The organism is Leifsonia sp. PARNA 1/14, assembly GCF_055720965.1.
Window position 1 is genome coordinate 1 of the sequence record NZ_JBVQSP010000006.1, and the last position, 19,470, is coordinate 19,470.

At 70.8% G+C, this 19,470-nt stretch carries 14 protein-coding genes; 4 read left to right on the top strand and 10 right to left on the bottom strand.

What is annotated here, in order from left to right:
* Positions 1 to 114 precede the first annotated feature (114 nt).
* The 5 genes from AC0HS0_RS15625 to AC0HS0_RS15645 form a co-directional block, all read right to left on the bottom strand.
* The gene (locus AC0HS0_RS15625; RefSeq protein WP_472965010.1) at positions 115 to 1,083 is read right to left on the bottom strand and encodes an NAD(P)-dependent alcohol dehydrogenase; all 969 of its coding nucleotides are present in this window, start codon (positions 1,081 to 1,083) and stop codon (positions 115 to 117) included.
* Between the two features lie 12 nt (positions 1,084 to 1,095).
* Positions 1,096 to 1,314, bottom strand: coding sequence for a helix-turn-helix transcriptional regulator (locus tag AC0HS0_RS15630; RefSeq protein ID WP_472965011.1), 219 nt, complete (start codon positions 1,312 to 1,314; stop codon positions 1,096 to 1,098).
* Positions 1,308 to 1,724 carry a hypothetical protein gene (locus AC0HS0_RS15635; protein ID WP_472965012.1) on the bottom strand — a complete coding sequence of 139 codons (417 nt, stop codon included), beginning with the start codon at positions 1,722 to 1,724 and terminating at the stop codon, positions 1,308 to 1,310. The genes AC0HS0_RS15630 and AC0HS0_RS15635 overlap by 7 nt, the downstream gene beginning before the upstream one ends.
* A gap of 150 nt (positions 1,725 to 1,874) precedes the next feature.
* A complete protein-coding gene (locus AC0HS0_RS15640) occupies positions 1,875 to 2,363 on the bottom strand; it encodes a DUF2087 domain-containing protein (RefSeq protein ID WP_472965013.1) in 489 nt (162 codons plus the stop codon).
* Positions 2,364 to 2,541: 178 nt separating this feature from the next.
* Positions 2,542 to 7,335 carry an ExeM/NucH family extracellular endonuclease gene (locus AC0HS0_RS15645; RefSeq protein WP_472965014.1) on the bottom strand — a complete coding sequence of 1,598 codons (4,794 nt, stop codon included), beginning with the start codon at positions 7,333 to 7,335 and terminating at the stop codon, positions 2,542 to 2,544.
* Between the two features lie 208 nt (positions 7,336 to 7,543).
* Between AC0HS0_RS15645 and AC0HS0_RS15650 the strand changes: the two genes are divergently transcribed.
* Positions 7,544 to 8,416 (top strand): LysR family transcriptional regulator, encoded by an 873-nt coding sequence (locus AC0HS0_RS15650; protein ID WP_472965015.1) that lies wholly within the window; start codon positions 7,544 to 7,546, stop codon positions 8,414 to 8,416.
* Here AC0HS0_RS15650 and AC0HS0_RS15655 read toward each other — a convergent pair.
* On the bottom strand, positions 8,403 to 8,987 hold the full coding sequence (locus AC0HS0_RS15655) for a TetR family transcriptional regulator (protein WP_472965016.1): 585 nt from the start codon (positions 8,985 to 8,987) through the stop codon (positions 8,403 to 8,405). The genes AC0HS0_RS15650 and AC0HS0_RS15655 overlap by 14 nt on opposite strands.
* 115 nt (positions 8,988 to 9,102) lie before the next feature.
* Positions 9,103 to 9,582, bottom strand: a complete 480-nt coding sequence (locus tag AC0HS0_RS15660; RefSeq protein ID WP_472965017.1) for a nucleoside/nucleotide kinase family protein — start codon at positions 9,580 to 9,582, stop codon at positions 9,103 to 9,105.
* 113 nt (positions 9,583 to 9,695) lie between these two features.
* Here AC0HS0_RS15660 and AC0HS0_RS15665 point away from each other — a divergent pair, with 113 nt between their 5' ends.
* Entirely contained in the window at positions 9,696 to 10,874 is a 1,179-nt protein-coding gene (locus AC0HS0_RS15665; protein ID WP_472965018.1) for a toxic anion resistance protein, read from the top strand.
* Here AC0HS0_RS15665 and AC0HS0_RS15670 read toward each other — a convergent pair.
* The 3 genes from AC0HS0_RS15670 to fdhD all read right to left on the bottom strand — a co-directional run bounded on the left by AC0HS0_RS15670 (position 10,829) and on the right by fdhD (position 15,747).
* A complete protein-coding gene (locus AC0HS0_RS15670) occupies positions 10,829 to 12,439 on the bottom strand; it encodes an alpha-amylase family glycosyl hydrolase (protein WP_472965019.1) in 1,611 nt (536 codons plus the stop codon). The two genes, AC0HS0_RS15665 and AC0HS0_RS15670, sit on opposite strands and share 46 nt — an antisense overlap.
* 120 nt (positions 12,440 to 12,559) lie before the next feature.
* A complete protein-coding gene (locus tag AC0HS0_RS15675; protein ID WP_472965020.1) occupies positions 12,560 to 14,851 on the bottom strand; it encodes an FdhF/YdeP family oxidoreductase in 2,292 nt (763 codons plus the stop codon).
* On the bottom strand, positions 14,851 to 15,747 hold the full coding sequence (gene fdhD, locus AC0HS0_RS15680) for a formate dehydrogenase accessory sulfurtransferase FdhD (RefSeq protein WP_472965021.1): 897 nt from the start codon (positions 15,745 to 15,747) through the stop codon (positions 14,851 to 14,853). The genes AC0HS0_RS15675 and fdhD overlap by 1 nt, the downstream gene beginning before the upstream one ends.
* Before the next feature lie 45 nt (positions 15,748 to 15,792).
* Here fdhD and AC0HS0_RS15685 point away from each other — a divergent pair, with 45 nt between their 5' ends.
* Together AC0HS0_RS15685 and treS are read left to right on the top strand one after the other, a co-directional pair.
* The gene (locus AC0HS0_RS15685) at positions 15,793 to 17,007 is read left to right on the top strand and encodes a molybdopterin-binding protein (protein WP_472965022.1); all 1,215 of its coding nucleotides are present in this window, start codon (positions 15,793 to 15,795) and stop codon (positions 17,005 to 17,007) included.
* A gap of 80 nt (positions 17,008 to 17,087) precedes the next feature.
* Positions 17,088 to 19,424, top strand: coding sequence for a maltose alpha-D-glucosyltransferase (gene treS, locus AC0HS0_RS15690; protein WP_472965023.1), 2,337 nt, complete (start codon positions 17,088 to 17,090; stop codon positions 19,422 to 19,424).
* Positions 19,425 to 19,470: the final 46 nt, after the last annotated feature.

Genomic DNA, 19,470 nt, shown 5'->3' on the forward strand with positions numbered 1-19,470 from the left:
CTCAAACGACGACCACTTCGCACCAGCCAACCCGCCACCTCTCCCCAGAGCGATGCGTTGACCATATGAATCCACCGTCGCCGATCGGCACATTCGGCGCAAATCCGACTCGACTCACACCACGACGACGACCTTGCCCCGCGCTCGGCCCTCCCCGATGTGGTCGATCGCCTCGGCGGCGCGGTCGAGCGGGTAGACGCGGTCGATGACCGGGCGCACGGCGCCGGCCTCGATCAGGTCGGAGAGCGTCTCGAGGTCCTCCGTGCGCTCGCGGGCCATGAGTCCGAGCAGGCGCTGCCGCGTGGTGACGTTCTGGAGGCCGGCCGCCGCGATCCGCTCGGTGCCGCCGAGCACGCTGCCGGCCGACTCGCCGCCGACCAGGACGAGCGCGCCCTGCGGGGCGAGGCTGCGGCGCAGGAGGCCCAGTGAGCGGTTGCCCGCGGTGTCGATGATGGCGTCCCAGATGCGGCCGAGCCCGAGCGCGTCGGTCGTGGTGTAGTCGATCGTCTCGGTCGCGCCCAGCTCGCGGACCAGGTCGGCCTTCGGACCGCTGCACACGCCGGTGACGATCGCGCCGCGCGCGGTCGCCAGCTGCACGACGTAGTGTCCGACGCCTCCCGCCGCTCCGAGCACGAGGACGCGGTCGCCCGGGTCGATCCGTGCTGCGTCGACCGCCTGGAGGGCCGTCACGGCTGAGATCGGTACGGCCGCGGCCTCCTCGAAGCCGAGGCTGCTCGGGATGCGCGAAACGGCTGCACGCGGCGCACGGGCGAACTCGGCGAGCGCGCCGGCCGCCACGCCGTACACGCGGTCGCCCGGCTGGAGGTCGTCCACGTTCGCGCCGACGGCCTCCACCTCGCCCGCGAACGCCAGGCCACGCACCCGCGGCTTGGGGCCGCGCAGCCCGAAGCCCATCGCCCGCATCACGTACGGGCGCCCGGTGGTGAGGTGCCAGGTCCCCGCGTCGATCCCGGCGGCGCGCACCCGCACCAGCACGTCCGCCGCCCCGATCTCGGGGACGGGGATCTCCTCCACCCGGAGCGCGTCAGTGGTCCCGTACGCGTCCTGCACGACTGCTCTCATGATCGTCGACCCTCACTCCTCGGGATACTGGAACACGTCGTCGAGCGGGACCCCGAACGCCCGCGCGAGCTGGAAGGCCGTCTCCAGCGACGGCGAATACCGTCCCTGCTCGATGGCGATGATGGTCTGGCGGGTGACGCCGACGCGCTCCGCCAGCTCGGCCTGGGTCATCTCGCCTGCGCTGAACCGCAGCGCCCGGATGCTGTTGGTGACTCGCGTCGGCTTCACCATGCCGGCAGCCCCCTGCGGTAGGCGACCAGGGCCGCGATCGAGCCGACGACGGCGGACAGGACGAAAGCCAGGTAGACCGCGTTCGCGATCCAGAACCACGGCGCTTCGAACAGGGCGAGCACCAGTGCGGCGACCGCGCCGATGATGACGAACGCCTGGCCGACGCGCTCGCCGAACACCTTGATCTCGCGGTCGCGCTGGTCGCGCTTGTCGGCCTCCCGGGGGTTCGAGATCGAGATGCCGATGCGGGCGAGGATGTTGGCCACGATGGACCCGACGACCGCGCCGATCAACAGCGGCACGTAGGCGCCGGGGCCGTTGACGCCCAGCAGGATCAGATAGACGGCGTAGCCGAGGACGGCCACGACCAGATACGCCCAGGCGACCTTCTCGTCGAAGGAGACGGACATCGCACACCTCACATGTCAAGAATTGTAGACATGTCGAGTGTAAAGCGCGACTGACCCGAAGTCAATTATTCTTTACACAGGCGGGCAGCGATTCGTGACGAATAGTGAGATTCGTGCCACGAATGTCGAGATTCGTGACGAATCTCGCGGTCAGGAGACGTCTGCGGGGAGGGCGTACTCGGAGCCCGAGCGCGTGCGCTCCAGGAGGCCGGCGTCGACGAGGTAGCGCCGCAGGGCGGCGGGATCGCCGCTGAAGCGGGACAACCGGTCGGTGACCTCCCGCTCGCTGACCACCTCGCCGGCGCGCAGCACACGCGCGGCCACCCAGCGCAGCAGTTCCTCCCGCTCGGCCCGCCCCGACGGATACCGATCGATGCGCCCGTCGGCGCCGAGGAAGCGCTCGACGCCGGTCGGCCGGGCACGGCCTCCCGCGGCGAGCGCGGAGCGGATGCCCTCCTCGGACACGGCGGTGGCGCCGTCGATGTCGACGACCAGCCCGGCGGCGCTGAGCGCGGCCAACGCCCGGGCCTCCCGCGCGCCGGACTCGGGAGGCAGCCCGAGCGTCACGCGCGCGAAAGCGGCGCGGGCGTCGGCGTTGGCGAGCGCGGCGAGCATCCGCCGCCAGTCGGTGTCGGCCATGCCGTCACGCTACCGCGTCGACAACGGAGGAGTTGCGGAGCCCGGCACGCCCGAGCAGCTGTGAACGGAGGAGGCCGGCCCGATATCAGGGCGGATCTCCTCCGTTCACGACGCCGGCGGAACGACGACGGCCGCCGGGCACTCGATGCGCCCGGCGGCCGTGATCAACTGCTACCCGCTACTGCTGCTGCCAGCCCCAGAGCCAGCCCGTGAGCCAGTTCCAGATGAGCGTCCAGATCCAGTGACCGACCGCGTTGCCGTTGGAGACCTTGAGGTCGTCCCAGCCGATCACCGTGTTGCTGCTGTCCTGCACGGACAGCTTGTGGTCGCCCTTGGCGAGCGGCTTCGGGAGGGTCAGGTGCAGGATGCCGTCCGCCGGCACCTTCACCCACCCTGCGCCGACGCTCACCGGCTGCGAGTACACCCACACCGAGACCCACTGGCCCGCGCGCGCCTTGCCGACCGTGACGTCGATCGGGTCGCCCGCGTGGTAGGCCTTGTCCTTGAACGAGACCTTTCCGTTCAGGGCCTTGGTGAGCTTCGACTCGGCGGCTGCCACGGGGTCGGAGGTGGGCTTGCCGTCGGTCGGGGCGTCGGCGACGGTGAGCGGGATGCGCACCGTCGTGCCGGACTCCTTGGCCGTGAGCAGCAGGGTGCTCGGGCCCGCCGCGCTCGCCGGAACGGTGAAGGTCACCGTCGCGTTGCCCGCGGCGTCCACCGGCACGGTGCCGATGACGGCCGAGCCTCCCCAGCTCAGCTCGAGCGAGGTGTTGGCAGGGCTGCCGAGGCTGGTCAGGTTGAGCTTCTGCACTCCGAAGGTCACCTGCTGGCCGCGCTGCAGCGTCGTCGTGGGCACGTCCGTGACGGACACGCCGCGACGGGCGAAGCTCGGCGACAGCGGGCTGTGGGCGGTGATGTAGCCGATCCAGGCGTCCCGGTCGATGAGCCCCGAGTCACGGGTGTCGGTTCCGGCCGCGAACGCCCGGAAGTTGTCGCCGCCCTGAGCCAGGAACGAGAACGTGCCGATCCGGTACGACTTCGCCGCGTCGATGGGTGCGCCGTTCACGATGATGCTCGTGATGCGGTCGCCCTCCGGCCGGGTGGCGTCGTAGGTGTAGCTGACGTTCTTCGACAGGCCCAGGTTGAGGAACGGCCGGCTCGGCACGGTGCCGTCGGCGTTCCGCTGCCACTGCTGCTCGAGCGCCTGCTTGAACTGCGCCCCGGTGAGGGAGGTCGTCCACAGGTTGTTCACGAACGGCAGCACGGCGTTCGCCTGTGCGTAGGTGACCGTGCCGTCGGTGCCGTAGAGCAGCTCCGCGCGGAGGCCTCCCGGGTTCACCACGCCGATCTCGGCGCCGCCCAGCTGGGCCGGCGACAGGGTCGAGAGCAGCGAGTCGGCGACCAGGTTGCCGAGCGTGGACTCGCTCATCCGGTCGTCGCGCGCGCCGTTGAGGTACGCGGTGGTGATGTCGGAGGTGACCGAGCCGACCTTCTGGTCGCCGATGACCGCCGCGTCGGCGAGCGCCTTGTCGACGATCGTCTTCACCTTCGCGAGGCGCGGGTAGGCGGCCACCAGGCTGGCGTCGCTGTCCGTGGTGCGCGCCACGTTGCGGTCGGTGTGGCCGGTGACCTGCTTGCTGTCGCCGTCCACGGTCAGCGTGATCTGGCCAATGTTCTCGCCGTAGCTGCCGGTCTGCACGATCGGACGCGTCGCACCGTCGACACCCGGGACCGGGCCCTCCCACGCGTACTGCTTGTGGGTGTGGCCGGTGAAGATCGCGGAGACCTTCGCGCTGGTCTTGGTGACGATGTCGGCGAACGCTCCGCCGGCCGCGACCTCCTGGTCGAGCGTCGCGCCCTCGGGCTGACCGAAGCCGGCACCCTCGTGGTACTCGGCCACGATCACGTCGGCCTCGCCGTTGCTCGGGTCGCCGTCGGTGAGCTCGCCAGCCACGCGGTTGACGGCCTCCACCGGGTCGCCGAAGTCGAGCGACGCGATGCCGCCCGGCGTCACCAGGGTCGGGGTCTCCTGCGTTACGGCGCCGATGACGCCGACCTTCAGGCCGTCGACCGTGAACACGGCGTACTCGGGCAGCGCGGGGTTCTTCGTGCCCTTGTCGTAGACGTTCGCGCCGAGATAGCTGAAGTCGGCCGCGTCCTTCACCCGGCCGGTCAGGTCGCTGAAGCCCTTGTCGAACTCGTGGTTGCCCACGGCGCTCGTCTTCAGGTCGAGCGCGTTCAGCACGTCGAGGGTCGGGACGTCGCCAGCCGAGGCCGAGGCGAACAGGGAGGCGCCGATGTTGTCGCCCGCGGAGAGGAAGAGGGTGTTGCCCTCGCCGCCCTCGGCGCGCAGCTTCTCGACGGTGCCGGCGAACTTGACGGTGTTGCTGTCGATCCGGCCGTGGAAATCGTTGATGTTGAGCAGGTTGAGCGTCACCGGCGCGGCCTTCAGGCCCAGGCCGATGATGACCGGGTCGTGGTCGCTGGAGCGGTACGGGCCCGCCTCGTAGAAATTGGTGACGTTGTAGTTGTAGCGGCTGTACTCCAGGGCCACCGACTCCACCGAGTTGATGTTCCAGACGTCGGCGCCGGTGATCGCCGCATCGGCGGCCTGCGACGCGAGCACGTGGTCGAGCGAGCCGACCGTGCCGCCGAAGGAGTAGGTCGCCTTGGCGGTGCGAGTGCTGACCTGGTCGACGTACCCGGCGTCGGTGAGGACCTTGATCGGGTCTTCGTGGAGGTACGAGTTGAAGTCGCCGATCAGCAGCACCTTGTCGGTGCCCAGCGAGCTCTTGCGCTCGTTCGCGAACGTGACGAGGGCGTCGGCCTGCTTGACGCGGGAGGCGTTGGACGCGCCCTGCCCGTCGCCCTGGTCGGCGTCGGCGCCCGTTCCCGAACCCTTCGACTTGAAGTGGTTCACGATCGCGATGAACGCCGACGAGTCCTGCGCACCGACCTTCTTGAAGGCCTGCGCGAGCGGCTGGCGCGCGTTCGAGAACGCGGGGTCGTCGAAGATCTTCGACTCGCCGACCGGAGCAGCCGCCGCCTTCTTGTAGATGAAGGCGGTGCGGATGACGTCTTCGCTCGCGGGAACCGCTGCGGGAGACGGCACGTAGGCCCAGACATCACTGCCGGCCGCGGCGTTGAGCGCGGCGACCAGGGTCTTCAGCGCGTCGTCGCGGTCGAGTCCGAAGCGGGCCGAGTTCTCGATCTCCTCGAGCGACACGACGTCGGCCGTCAGGGCGTTGATCGCCGCGACGATCTTGTCCTGCTGGCGCTTGAGGTTGGTCGCGTCGGCGGCGCCGCGGGCGTCGCAGCCGGAGTTGACCGTGATCTTGTTGCCGTCGCGGTCGGTGTAGAAGGTGCAGCCGCTGAGCTGGTCGCCCGTCGTGGTGAAGTAGTTCAGCACGTTGAAGGTGGCCAGTCGCAGGTCGCCTCCGACGTTCGCCGGGGCCGCGGTGCGGGTGTTGCCGAACGTGACGGGCTGGACGCTCGCGGCGTTCGCGGGCGTGAGCTCGGCGGTCGGCTGGAACTTCCAGGCGTCGTTGCGGTAGTCGAGGATGACCGGCTTCGTGAAGGTGACCGGGGCGCCGACGCGGACCGGGCTGGTCAGCGACAGGTACGGCAGCGGCTTCGACTTGTTGGCCGCGCTCAGGAAGTTGGTCGAGGCGCCGTCGTCGAGGGTGACGGAGCGGGCCGTGTTGTCGGCGACGGCGGCGGTGTACTCCGCGGTGCCGGGGCGTGCGGTCTCCGTCGGCTGCACGAGCGGCTTGTCGCCGGCCGCGAGCGCGATCTCGCCGTACTGGTTGGCCGAGTAGACATCGGTGACGGTGAAGGCGCCCTGCGGTGAGACGAGCATCCCCTCGAGGCTCTCGCGCTGCGAAGCGGTGGTCGGGAGGGCCACGGTCGCCGGAGCCGGCGCGGTGACGGTGCTCGCGTCGAGCTTGTCGACCTTCGTCGGGGTGATCTCGGTCAGGCCGTTGTACTCGCTGACGGCGCCGGTCACCTGCACATAGTCGCCGACGGCGACGGTGGAGGCGAAGGTCGAACCGAACGCGAAGATCGCGTCGGACGCGGTGTGGGTGGCGAGATCGACAGCGCCGCCCGTGCCCGGGGTCTGCAGGTAGAAGCCGCTGAAGCCTCCGGTCGGGTAGGCCGCGGTGACGACGCCGACGGTGGCGACGGTCTGGCCCGCCTTCGGGCTGGTGTCACCGGTGCCCTGGATGTCGGCGATGGTCACCGTGCCGGGCGGACCGGGGTCGGTTCCCGTGCCGGGGTCGGAGCCGCCTCCGCCGCCCGGGTTGCCGGGGTCGGTCGCCGATGCGGTGTTCTGCGGCGTGATGGTGCTGCTGAGTGCGAGGTCGGCGCTGTTGTCGTCGGTGTCCTTGAACGCCGAGCGGTTCAGCGACTTGACGTCGGTGTTCCCGGAGGGCGCGGTGGCCGGCTTGGCGCCCTCGAACGTGTTCGAGGTGCCGTAGCCGACGAGGTCGGCGACGCTCGCGTTGCCCGTGACCGAGCCGGTCGGGAGGGTCAGCGCGGTGGCCGACTTCGCGAGGACGAGGGTGCCGGTGGTGCCGCTCGGGTTGAGTGCGTTGCTGGCGGCGTCGGGAGTCGGGAGAGCGGTGCCGTTGGTGCCGTTGGAGGCGCCGGCGACCAGGTAGTAGCCCTTGGCGGCGATGCTGCCGCTCAGCGGAACGACGCCGTTCGCGGCGGCCGTGCCTGTCGCGGAGCGGTACTGCACGCTCCAGCCGGTGAGTGCGACGGGCTGGTCGCCCGGGTTGTAGAGCTCGACGAACTTGTTCGTGTACGCGGCTCCGGCGCTTCCGCCGGACAGGTACGCTTCGTTGATGACGACACCGGTGCCGTCGGTGCTCGCGAAAGCGGGGCTCGCGACGAGTGAGCCGGCGGCGAGCCCGGCTCCGACGGCCACGGCGGTGGCGGCGCGCAGCAGTGTGCGCAGTCTGATTGACATCTCTCTCCTCGGTCGGAAGGGGGGAACTCGTGCGAGCCCGCCGCAACCCTAGGAATCGCGGAGAACCGCACGCTGTCTCGTGAGTGAACGTACAGAAAACTCATACAGGGGTAGACCGCTCATTTGAGCAGACTCCGCCTCCTCCCCCTGTTCACGGGACCGCATCGCCTCCCCGCGCCCCTGTCGCGGCTGCGCCATGATGGTCTTCATGCGGATCGACGAGATCGCCCACTTCCGGGCGCTGGCGGCGGAGGGTCATTTGGCGCTCGCGGCCGAGTCGCTGGGCGTCTCGCAGTCGACGCTGTCGCGCTCGCTGGCACGGTTGGAGGCCGAGGCGGGAGTCGAGCTTTTCGACCGGCGCCGCGGGCACCTCGAGCTCAACCGCTACGGCGAGATCCTGCTGGCCCACGCCCTCCGCGCCGAGGCCGAGCTGGAGACGGGACGGGCGCGCATCGATGCGCTGCGCGACCCCGCCGCCGGGATCGTGTCTCTCGCCTACGTCTCGTCGTTCGGCAGCTGGCTGCTGCCCAGAGTCGTGAGCGAGTACCGCAGCCTGTTCCCCGACATCCGGTTCGCGCTGCGCGGCGGCACGGCCGACACTGTGCTGGACGCACTGCGCGAGGGCTCCGCAGACCTGGCGTTCCTGAGCCCCGACCCGCGCGATCCCGACATCGAGTGGGTGCCGCTCACCGCCGAGCGGCTGGTGCTCGGCGTCCCCCTGGGCCACCCGCTGGCGTCGCGCACAGAGGCAGCGTTCGCAGATCTGGTGGAGGCCGAGCTGGTCGCCCTGCGGCCGGGGTCGGGCCTCCGGACGATCGCCGACGCCTACTTCGCGGCGCACGGGGACGTGATGACGCCGGTGATCGAGGTGACGGAGCTGTCGACGCTGCGGGCGCTCGTGCGCGACGGCGTCGGAGCGGCGCTCATCCCGGACACGCCCGCGGAGCCGGGCATCGTGGCCGTGCCGCTCGCCGACGAGGCCGAGCGCGTGATCGGGCTGGCCCGCAACCGCCTCCGCTCGCAGTCGGCGGCCGCCGAGCAGTTCGCGCGCTTCGTGCGCGAGGAGCTCACGGCGCTCTGAGCGCGCCTCCCGCCGGCGCCAGCGAGCTCCACAGCCGCGTGATGTCGTCGCGGAGGTCGCCCAGCCTCCCCCGCTCGGCAGCGATCATGTACGCGCCGAAGAACCCCTGCACTGCCACCACCGCGACGTCGTGGGGCGAGCGGCCACCTGCGAGGCCGTCCTCCTGGGCGAGGTAGCGCTCGACCACGCCCACCCAGTGCTCGTAGGGATCGGCCTCCGGGCCAGGGGGGAGGACGGTCTGCGAGAGCGCCATCGCGGCGCGCACGCGCACGTCGGACGCGAAGACGGCGCCGACCCGCTGCGTCAGCTCCACCGCCGCAGCGGCGCCCCGGAGGCTGCTGGCGTCGATCTCGGCGACGATCGCGGGCCAGTTGGCGTACTTCTCCTCGAGCAGCGCCTTGGCCAGGTCGAGTTTCGACCGGAAGTGGAAGTACACCGCGCCCTTGGTGAGCCCGGTGCGTTCGACGATCCGCTCGAGCCGGGCTCCGGCGTAGCCGTGCTGGTCGAACTCGTCGGCGGCCGCCTCGAGAATGGCGGCGCGACTGCGCTCGGCGCGCTCCTGGCGTGGCATGCTGGGTCCTCGATCCGTCCGAACCGGTGGTCCCCCAGCGGGTAACTCTAGCCGGGCTCGGGAGCCCACCGGCGGCGACCGGCCGCCGCCCGCGTGTCCCGCCTGCCCTGGGCGGTCAGCAGGAGTCGGCGAACAGGCGGCGTGGACGCTTCGGGTCCGCGTCGTCGAACAGCACGGAGGCGACCTCGCGGGGCGCCCCGAGCGGGTCCTTACGACCGGTCGCGACGAACGACCAGTCCGCGTCGCGCTCGGGGTCGTGCTCGACCCAGACCGAGAAGTTCCAGAAGCCGCGCAGCTCGTCAGTCAGGAGGCCGGGGCCGTCGACGACGAGCACGCCCTCGGGCGACGCCGACCGGAACGGCGTCACGACCTGCGCCCGCACCGCGTCCGCCACCGCGCCCTCGGCGCTGTGCGCGCGCTCGACCTCCTGGCCCGCGGAACGCAGCGCGTCGGCGAGCGCGTCGGCCGCTGCGGGCAGGTCGGCGCCCGGGACCCCGGTCACCGCGACGAACCGCGGCCCGCGGCGGTAGTGCTGGAGGAACTCCGCGGCGAGGCCGTCGAAGAAGGTCACGCGGTCCGTGGTTGTGCTGCCCATGCCGCGAGTATCCCACCGCTGCGGAGAGGCCGCCAGGCGACGACCGTTAGCGCGCTCCCAGCAGTGAGGCCTAGCCTGGGGGCACATGTCGGCCGGGGCGGGAGGAGCAGCGCATGAACGCCGATCCGAGTGACGGCCTGCAGCCTCCGGAGGCGCCCGGCGAGATCACCGGGGCCCGGGCCGCCGGCATGGTGCCGATCCCGCCCGGCCGGGCCGCAGAGCTCGAGGAGCAGGCGCGCGCCTGGATCGCGAACCTGGCCGCCGCCGACCCCGACAGCGAGGCGTTCCGCCGCAAGATCGCCGGATTCTCGCGACTGGGCGACAAGGAGATGCAGCAGTCCGGCGAGGCCTCCCGCCAGATGCTCAGCCGCCCCTCCACGTCGCTGGCGGCAGCACGCGGCAAGAAGGCCGGACGCGCCGACCCCCAGTACGGCGTGCTGCGCACCCTGCAGGAGCTGCGCTCGACCGTGAGCGGCTTCGACCCGCAGCATCTCGCCGTCCGCTACCGCTCGCTGTCCGCACTGCCGGGCGGGCGCAGGCTCCGGCGCTACATCCAGCGCTTCGAGTCGGCGCAGCGGCAGCTCGACGACATCGTGGCCGCCCTCGACCACGGCCAGGACGCGCTGCGGCGCGACAACGCGACGATCGCCGAGGAGCGCGCCTCCCTGTGGAAGACGACCGAACGGCTCGACGAGTACGCGCTGCTCGCCGGCGCGCTCGATCGGGCGACCGTGGAGCACGCCGCGCGGCTGCGTGCGACCGACCCGGCCCGTGCGCGCGCTCTGGAGGAGGAGGCGCTGTTCCCGATCCGCCAGCGTCGCCAGGACCTGACCACGCAGATCGCCGTCTCGGTGCAGGCGTACCTCGCGCTCGACGTCATCGCCCGGAACAACGTCCAGCTGATCAAGGGCGTCGAACGCGCCAAGACGACCACCGTCTCCGCTCTGCGCACGGCCGTCGTGGTCGCCCAGGCGCTCGACAACCAGCGTCTCGTCGTCGACCAGCTGGCCTCCCTCCACCAGAGCACCAGCACGCTCATCGGGCGCACCGGCGACGCGCTGCGCGACCAGACCGAGCAGATCCAGAAGGAGCAGACAGCGCCCGCGATCGACGTGGAGACGCTGCAGCGGGCGTTCGACAACGTCTTCGCCACGATGGACAGCATCGAGGCCTACCGCGGGCAGGCCATCGACAGCATGGCCTCCACCGTGGACGCGCTCGAGAGCCAGGTGGCCCGCTCGCGCGCCTACGTGCGCTCGTCGCGCTCGGAGCGCAGCCAGGCGAATCCGTAGGGTCCGAGCGCCCGGCCATTCCAGCCCTCGGCGAGCGCCGCGTCGCGGTGATCGTGCGTGTTCACGGTCGCGCGCCTGCCCGCCAGGTTGTGGAGGGTGAGGAGACCGTCGCGCTGGAGGGCGACCACCGCGGGATCCCCGCTGTCGACGACCGTCCAGCCGCCGGCATCGGCGTCGGTCTCGCGTCGCACCCGGGCGATCTCGCGCGCGAGCGTCAGCATCGAGCCCTGGTCACCGTCCTGCTCGCGGGCGTTCACCGTGCGGAACCCGAACGGGCCGTCGACCTGCGTCTTGAGCGTCAGCGGTGATCGAGCCGCCGTCGTGAAGCCTCCCCACTCGGTGTCGTCCCACTGCATCGTCGTGCGGGCGGCCCCTCGACCCTCCACCGACAGGTCGTCGCCGACACCGAGCTCCTGGCCGGCCTGCAGCAACGGCACGCCGGGGAGGGCGTGCACGAGGCTCAGCGCCATGCGGACGCGTTGCGCCGGTTGGAGCATGGGCGCCCAGCCCCTCCGGATGCCCCGTCCGTAGATGATCGCGCTCGGGTCGACGGCGAATGTGTCGAAGACTTCCTTCCGCTCCTCGTCGCTCAGCTGCGACAGGTCGAGCTCATCGGCGTTGCGGATGAAGTTCAGCCGCGACTCCGGGGGGATGTTCTCGTCGAGCCGGGCGAGCGCGTCGACGATGGGCTGCGCGTCCTCGCGCGACAGGGCCAGGAAGGTCGCGTTGTTGAGGCTGAAGTCGATGACGGCGTCGAACCGGTCGTTCTCGATCAGCTTGGCCATGAGCTCGGGCGGCTCCGAGGCCTCCGCGACGAGCGCCACGTCCGGGCGGATCTCGCGCAGACGCGCACGCAGCCGGTCGAAGAAGACGTCGTCGTCGACGTCGGTGTCGGGCCTCCCCTTGCCCTGCACGAGGAGCAGCGCGGCGTCGATGCGGAAACCGTCGACGCCGACGCCCAGCCAGAAGGTGAGCAGCTGCACGAGCTCCTCGAAGACGTCGGGGTCGGTCGCATTGATGTCGGGCTGGAACGAATAGAACTGATGGTGGTAATAGCGGCCCGCCCGTTCGTCGTAGGTCCAGACGCCTTCCTCCTCGCCGGGGAACATGGGATGGTCGCCGGGCTCGGTGGAGTCGTCGTCGCTCCACACGAAGAACTTGCCGGCCGAGCCCTCGGTGTCCTCCCGCGCGGCGAGGAACCACGGGTGCCGGTCGGAGGTGTGGTGCGGCACGGCGTCGATGAGCACCCTCATCCCGAGGTCGTGCGCGCGGGAGAGCAGTTCGCGGACGTCGTCCAGGTCGCCGAAGCGCGGGTCGACCGCCAGGTGATCGTCGACGTCGTAGCCGTTGTCCCGCCGTTCGCTCACGTAGAAGGGGAGCAACCAGATCCAGGTGACCCCGAGCGACGCGACGTACTCGAGGTGGTCCATCGCGCCGCGGAGGTCGCCGAAGCCGTCGCCGTCGCTGTCGGCGAAGCGGGAGAGGTCGAGGCCGTAGACGAGGGCGCCGGGGTCGGTCGCCCAGCCGGCGGGGTTGTCGGGTGTGTGTTCTCGGGTACTCGGCATGCACCACACATACGCCTGTTTCCTGCGCCGGGCACGGGTGGACGCGGCGGTCGGTCGGCCGAGGGGCACGTAAGCGCCCCTCAAACCGCGTCTGAGGGGCGTTTACGTGCCCCTCGGCAGTCACTCGCGCGGCACGAGGCGCACGATCACCGCCTTCGAGACCGGAGTGTTGCTGCCGGTGGCCGCGCTCTGCAGCGGCACGAGGACGTTCGCCTCCGGATAGTAGGCGGCCGCACAGCCCCGCGCGGTCGGGTACGACACCACGCGGTAGTTCTCGAGCACCCGGTCGGGCTCGTCGCGCCACTCGCTGCGGATGTCGACCCGCTGGCCGTCGGTCAGGCCGAGTTCGGCGAGGTCGAACGGGTTCACGAAGACGACGTCACGGCCGTTCTTGATACCGCGATAGCGGTCGTTCAGGCTGTAGATGGTCGTGTTGAACTGGTCGTGCGAGCGCAGCGTCTGCAAGATGAGCCGGCCCTCCGGGCGCTCCAGGTGCTCCAACTCGTTGACGGTGATCATCGCCTTGCCGGTCGCGGTGTCGAAGCGGCGCTCGTCGCGCGGGCCGTTCGGGAGGACGAAGCCGCCCTTGCGACGGATGTCGTCGTTGAAGGTCTCGAAGCCGGGGACGACGCGGCTGATGTGCTCGCGGATGACGTCGTACTCGGCCTCGAAGCCGTCCCAGTCGATTCCGAGCGCAGGGTCGAGGGTCGCCTGCGCCAGCCGGCATACGATCGCGACTTCCGACAGCAGCCCGGGCGCGACCGGCGGGACCTTGCCGTGCGTCGCGTGCACGGCGCAGACGCTGTCCTCCACCGACAGGAACTGCGGCCCTCCCGCCTGGAGGTCCACCTCGGTGCGGCCGAGCGTCGGCAGGATCAATGCCTCGTCGCCGGTGACCACGTGCGAGCGGTTCAGCTTGGTCGACACCTGCACGGTCAGCCCGGCGCCGCGCATCGCGGCCTCCGCCGCAGCCGTGTCGGAGATCGCCCCGACGAAGTTGCCGCCCATCGCGAAGAAGACGTCGATCTCGCCACGTTGGAGGCCCTCGATGGTCTGGAGGGCGTCGAAGCCGTGCGCACGCGGCGGGTCGAAGCCGAACTCGCGCTGCAACGCGTCGAGGAAGCGCTCGGGCATCTGCTCCCAGATCCCCATCGTCCGGTCGCCCTGCACGTTGCTGTGACCCCGGATCGGGGAGGCGCCCGCGCCCGGCTTGCCGATGTTGCCGCGCAGCAGCAGGAGGGTGATCAGCTCTTTGAGGGTGGCGACCGCGTTCTTCTGCTGCGTGAGCCCCATCGCCCAGGTGATGATCGTGCGGTCGGAGCGCACGTAGAGGTCGGCGAGGAGGTCGATGTCGGCCAGACTCAGCCCGGTGGCCTCCAGCACGGTGGCGTCGTCGAGGGTCGCGATGTGCGCGCGGAACTCCTCCAGCCCGAGCGTGTGCTCTGCGAGGAACTCGTGGTCGAGCACGGTTCCCGGCGCGGCGTCCTCGGCCTCCAGCACCCGCTTCGACACCGCCTGCAGCAGCGCCATGTCGCCGCCGGAGCGGATCTGCAGGAAGTGGTCGGCGATCTGCGTGCCCTTGCCGATGATGCCGCGCGGCTTCTGCGGGTTCTTGTAGCGGATGAGCCCGGCCTCCGGAAGGGGGTTCACGGCGACGATGGTGGCGCCGTTGCGCTTCGCCTCCTCCAGCGCGGTGAGCATGCGCGGGTGGTTCGTGCCCGGGTTCTGGCCCATCACGATGATCAGCTCGGCCTTGCCGAAGTCATCGTAGGCGATCGTCGACTTGCCGATGCCGATCGTCTCGCTCAGCGCGGTGCCCGTCGACTCGTGGCACATGTTCGAGCAGTCCGGGAGGTTGTTGGTGCCGAACGCGCGTACGAACAGCTGATAGGCGAACGCCGTCTCGTTGGCGGTGCGGCCGCTCGTGTAGAACGCGGCGCGATCGGGCGAGTCGAGGGCGTTCAGGCGGTCGGCGATCAGCGCGAACGCAGCCTCCCAGCCGATCGGCTCGTAGTGGTCGGAACCGGCGGGCTTGTAGACGGGCTCGACGAGGCGGCCCTGCATCCCGAGCCAGTATTCTGACTTGTCGAGCAGGCTGGTCAGCGAGTTCTCCGACCAGAAGCTCGTCGGCACCGTGATCGGCGTCGCCTCCCAGGTGACCGCCTTGGCGCCGTTCTCGCAGAACTCCAGGAGGTTGCGCTCGCCCGGGTCGGGCCACGCGCAGCTCATGCAGTCGAAGCCGTTCTTCTGATTGATCGCCGTCATCAGCTTCGCGGTGCGCGCCGGACCCATCTCACGGATCGCCGGCTCCATCGAGTGCAGGATGGCGGGCACGCCGACGGCCCACTCCTTCTTGTGGCCCACCTCGAGGTCGGGGTACTCGGCGCCCGGGTTCACATCGGTCTCATGCATCAGACGAGGGACTCCTGGCTCTGCGGCGCGGGCGCCGTCGTTCGTGCGTGCGCTTCTGCGACCTCCGCCGCCACGATGCGCTCGCCTCCGGAATAGACCACCATCGAGGACCCGCGCAGGAACCCGACCACAGTGAGGCCCAGCTCCGTGCCGAGGTCGACGGCGAGCGACGACGGCGCCGAGACCGCGGCGAGCACCGGGATGCCGGCCATCGACGCCTTCTGGACGAGCTCGAACGAGGCACGGCCCGACACCATCAGCACGGTCCCGCCGAGCGGGAGGCGACCCTCCTTGAGCGCCCAGCCGACGACCTTGTCGACGGCGTTGTGACGGCCGACGTCCTCACGGAGCACCAGCAGCGCGCCGGTCGACGCGTCGAAGAGCGCGGCGGCGTGGAGGCCTCCGGTCTTCTCGAACATGGCCTGCCCTTCCCGCAGCCGGTCCGGGAGGGTGGTCAGCAGCTCGTCGGTCACGCGGACGGCGTCCGCGGCGACCGGGTACGCGGAGCGTGTGCGCACGGCGTCGATGCTGGCCTTGCCGCAGAGGCCGCACGAACTGGTCATGTAGAAGTTGCGGTCGAGGCTCACGTCGGGACGCGGAACGCCGGGCGCCAGCGTGACATCGAGGACGTTGTAGGTGTTCTCGCCGTCGACCGTGCCGCCGGCGCAGTACCGGATGGCGTTCAGCTGGTCGGCGTGGGCGATCACACCCTCCGACACCAGGAAGCCCGCGGCGAGGTCGAAGTCGTTGCCGGGAGTGCGCATGGTGATCGAGAGCGGCGCGCCCCCCACCCGGATCTCGAGCGGCTCCTCGACGGCGAGCACGTCCTCCCGGCGGCTGCGCGATTCACCGACGACGATGCGCGTGATCTGTTTTCGCGATGTCGTTCGACTCATGTTCCAGGCTTACCACGGGCGGAGCCGGCCCCATACTCGAATGATGTGTGGAACAGCATCGCGGATGGACATGACTCGGTGACGGCGCGGCCGAGCTGGCTGGAGGCGCGTGCGATCGCGGCCTCCGCGGGCGCCGACGCGGTACTCGCCCCGGAGTCGGTCGCGCTCGATCAGGCCGTCGGGCGTCGCCTCGTCGACGACCTGGTGACGCCGATCGACCTCCCGCACTTCGCCTCCGCAGCGATGGACGGCTGGTTCGTCGTCGGAGAGGGGCCGTGGGAGCTCGTGCCTGCCGATGGCGCCGCGCCGGCACCGGGACAGGCGCGGGCGATCGTCACGGGTGCGCTGGTGGCGGAGGCGCCGGCGCCGGGCGTGCCGGTCGCCGTGCTGCGCAGCGAGAGCGGCGTCGTGGAGGGCGGCCTCCTGCGCTCGACGGTCGCCGGTGAGCCCCGGCCCGGCCACCACATCCGCCGTCCGGCGACGGAGGCCGGGCGCGGCGAGCTGCTCATCGCCGCGGGTACCCTCCTCAACCCCGCGCACGTCGCCCTCGCAGCCGCCACCGGCGCCGACTCACTGACGGTCGAGCCCGTGCCGTCAGTGGCGCTGGTGTTCACCGGCGACGAGGTCGTGACCCATGGCGTGCCGCCCGCCGGGCGTGTGCGCGACAGCTTCGGCGTCCAGTTCCCGGCGCTCGTGGGGATGCTCGGCGGCCGCGTCACGGGCGCAGTGCGGGTGCCCGACCATCACGACGAGACCGTTGCGGCGGTGCGCGACTCCCGCGCCGACGTCGTCGTCACGACCGGCGGCACCGGAGGCTCGTCGGCGGACCACGTCCGGGCCGCGCTCCTCGCCCTCGATGCGCGCCTCCTCGTCGACGGCGTGGCGATGCGCCCGGGAGGCCCGACGCGCATCGCCCGGCTGCCGGACGGCCGGCTCGTGGTCGCCCTCCCCGGCAACCCGCTCGCGGCGATGGTGGCGGCGATCACTCTCGTGGAGCCGCTGCTCGCCGGCCTTGCGGGCCGCGAGCCGGTGCCGACGCGGGTCGTTCGCGACGCTGATGTGGAGGGCCGCACGGGGACGACCGTCCTGGTTCCGTACACCGACGTCGATGGGCGCGCGGTCGTCGCGACCTGGCGCGGCGCGGCGATGCTGCGCGGCCTCGCCGGCGCGACCGGCCTCCTGATCGTGCCGCCGGAGGGCGACCCCGCGTCGCTGCCGCTGCCCTGGGCGAACTCCGCCGGGTCGCCTGTGGAGAACTAGTTATCCACGGGTTCACGGAGCCGGGGGTTCGCCAGCTCGGGAGCTGGGATAGCGTGGCAGGCGTGCCGGGAGGAGAGCAGATGGACGAGTCGGTAGAGACCGAGACGCAGGCCAGCGAGGTGACGGCCGAAGTGGAGGTCACCGAGCCCGACGCCGGGGTCACCGAGGCCGAGGCCGGGGTCACCGAGGCCGAGGCCACCGAGTCCGAAGCCAGCGAGATCACCTACGACGAACAGCTGTACCCTGCGCGCCCGCGCCGGCTGCGGCCCCGCGCGAACCTGCGTGGCGGCAGCATCCGCCGCACGGTGTCCGACCCGCGCGCGGCCAACGGCCTCAACCCCGCCTATGTCCAGTGGCTGGTCCGGCAGTCGATGCTGAAAGACGCCGACGTGCTGAGCCGACAGCTCTCGGGGTCGCCGAGCATGTGGCGCAACCCGTACGCCCGCCCGGACGCACGGCGGGCGGTCGCGACCTCCGACGTCTGGTTCACCGCCTACCCGATCTCGCTGATCACCCGCAGGGATCAGAGCTTCCTCGCCGCGCTGGCCGACCCCGAGCTGTGGGCGGCATTCCAGCGCATCGGCATCAACGGCGTGCACACCGGGCCCGTGAAGCGCGCCGGCGGCATCCGCGGGTGGCAGGAGACCCCGAGCGTCGACGGCCACTTCGACCGGATCGGCACCCAGATCGACCCGATCTTCGGCGACGAGGAGACCTTCCAGCGGATGACGGACGTCGCCGAGGAGCATGGCGGCGTCGTCATCGACGACATCGTGCCGGGCCACACCGGCAAGGGCGCCGACTTCCGGCTCGCCGAGATGGCGTACAAGGACTACCCCGGCATCTACCACATGGTCGAGATCCCGCCGGAGGAATGGCACCTCCTCCCCGAAGTGCCCGAACACCGCGACTCGGTCAACCTCGACTCGGCGACCGAGGCCTCGCTTGCGGAACGCGGTTACATCATCGGCGAGCTGCAGCGCGTCATCTTCTACGCTCCGGGCATCAAAGAGACGAACTGGAGCGTGACGGCGCCCGTGGTGGGCGTCGATGGAGTGACCCGGCGCTGGGTGTATCTGCACTACTTCAAGGAGGGGCAGCCCTCGGTCAACTGGCTCGACCCGACGTTCTCGGGCATGCGGCTCGTGATCGGCGACGCCCTCCACTCGCTCGGCGACCTCGGCACGAGCGCGCTGCGGCTCGACGCCAACGGCTTCCTCGGCGTCGAGAAGAGCGCGGAGGGTCTGCCGGCCTGGTCGGAGGGCCACCCGCTGTCGCACGCCGCCAACCACGTCATCGCGGGCATGGTGCGCAAGGTCGGCGGCTTCACGTTCCAGGAGCTCAACCTGACCGTGGAGGACATCCGCGACACCGGCGCGGTCGGCGCCGACCTCTCCTACGACTTCATCAACCGCCCCGCGTACCACCACGCGCTCGCCACCGGCGATACCGAGTTCCTTCGGCTCACCCTGCGCACCTCGCTGGAGCTCGGGGTCGAGCCGGTCAGCCTGGTGCACGGCCTCCAGAACCACGACGAGCTCACCTACGAGCTGGTGCACTGGGCGACACTGCACAAGAACGACCTGTACCCGTTCCGGTACCAGGAACTGACCGGAGGCGAACTCGCCGAACTGATCCGGTCGGAGCTGGTCGATAAGCTGACCGCGCCGTCCGCCGACTACAACCTGGTGTTCACGACGAACGGGATCGCCTGCACCACGGCCTCCCTCATCGCGGCCACGCAGGGTCACCCCACGCTCGACTCGATCGCCGAGTCCGACGTGCCGGCGATCCGCGACGCGCACCTGCTGCTCGCGGCGTTCAATGCGTGGCAGCCGGGCGTGTTCGCGTTGTCGGGTTGGGATCTGCTCGGGTCGCTGACGCTCCCCCGCACCGAAGTCGCCGACCTGATCGCCGACGGGGACACACGCTGGGTGGAGCGCGGCGCGCACGACCTGCTGGGCGTCGCCCCCGATGAGGAGCGCTCGGCATCCGGTATGCCGCGCGCCCGCTCGCTCTACGGCACACTGACCGAGCAACTGAAGCGCCGCGACTCGTTCGCGAGCGGGCTGCGCGACCTGCTGCGCATCCGCTCGAAGTACGGCATCGCGTCCGCCCGCCAGGTCGACGTGCCCGACGTCGCGCATCCCGGGATGCTTGTCTTGGTGCACGAACTCGAGACGCTCGACGAGCAGGGCCTCCCGATCGTGCAGCTGACGGTGCTCAACATGAGCGCGGAGGCGGTGGACGGCACCGTGCGCTCCGACGCCATGCCCCTGGGCGCAGCCGTTGTCGACGCGGGCGACGACACCGAGATCGCGACCGTCGACAACCTGAGCAGCTTCCCGCTGAGCATCGGTCCGTACGGCGTGCGCTTCCTGGTGCTGCGGCGCCCGGCGCCGGTGGAGGCCGCCTGACGCGCGCGACGCACGCGGCGCTCCTGTCGCGCAACTTTCGTCACGA

Bases quoted from the DNA above. Each gene is read 5' to 3' on its own strand.
- AC0HS0_RS15625 (WP_472965010.1), bottom strand. From the start codon at position 1,083: ATGAGAGCAGTCGTGCAGGACGCGTACGGGACCACTGACGCGCTCCGG.
- AC0HS0_RS15630 (WP_472965011.1), bottom strand. From the start codon at position 1,314: ATGGTGAAGCCGACGCGAGTCACCAACAGCATCCGGGCGCTGCGGTTC.
- AC0HS0_RS15635 (WP_472965012.1), bottom strand. From the start codon at position 1,724: ATGTCCGTCTCCTTCGACGAGAAGGTCGCCTGGGCGTATCTGGTCGTG.
- AC0HS0_RS15640 (WP_472965013.1), bottom strand. From the start codon at position 2,363: ATGGCCGACACCGACTGGCGGCGGATGCTCGCCGCGCTCGCCAACGCC.
- AC0HS0_RS15645 (WP_472965014.1), bottom strand. From the start codon at position 7,335: ATGTCAATCAGACTGCGCACACTGCTGCGCGCCGCCACCGCCGTGGCC.
- AC0HS0_RS15650 (WP_472965015.1), top strand. From the start codon at position 7,544: ATGCGGATCGACGAGATCGCCCACTTCCGGGCGCTGGCGGCGGAGGGT.
- AC0HS0_RS15655 (WP_472965016.1), bottom strand. From the start codon at position 8,987: ATGCCACGCCAGGAGCGCGCCGAGCGCAGTCGCGCCGCCATTCTCGAG.
- AC0HS0_RS15660 (WP_472965017.1), bottom strand. From the start codon at position 9,582: ATGGGCAGCACAACCACGGACCGCGTGACCTTCTTCGACGGCCTCGCC.
- AC0HS0_RS15665 (WP_472965018.1), top strand. From the start codon at position 9,696: ATGAACGCCGATCCGAGTGACGGCCTGCAGCCTCCGGAGGCGCCCGGC.
- AC0HS0_RS15670 (WP_472965019.1), bottom strand. From the start codon at position 12,439: ATGCCGAGTACCCGAGAACACACACCCGACAACCCCGCCGGCTGGGCG.
- AC0HS0_RS15675 (WP_472965020.1), bottom strand. From the start codon at position 14,851: ATGCATGAGACCGATGTGAACCCGGGCGCCGAGTACCCCGACCTCGAG.
- fdhD (WP_472965021.1), bottom strand. From the start codon at position 15,747: ATGAGTCGAACGACATCGCGAAAACAGATCACGCGCATCGTCGTCGGT.
- treS (WP_472965023.1), top strand. From the start codon at position 17,088: ATGGACGAGTCGGTAGAGACCGAGACGCAGGCCAGCGAGGTGACGGCC.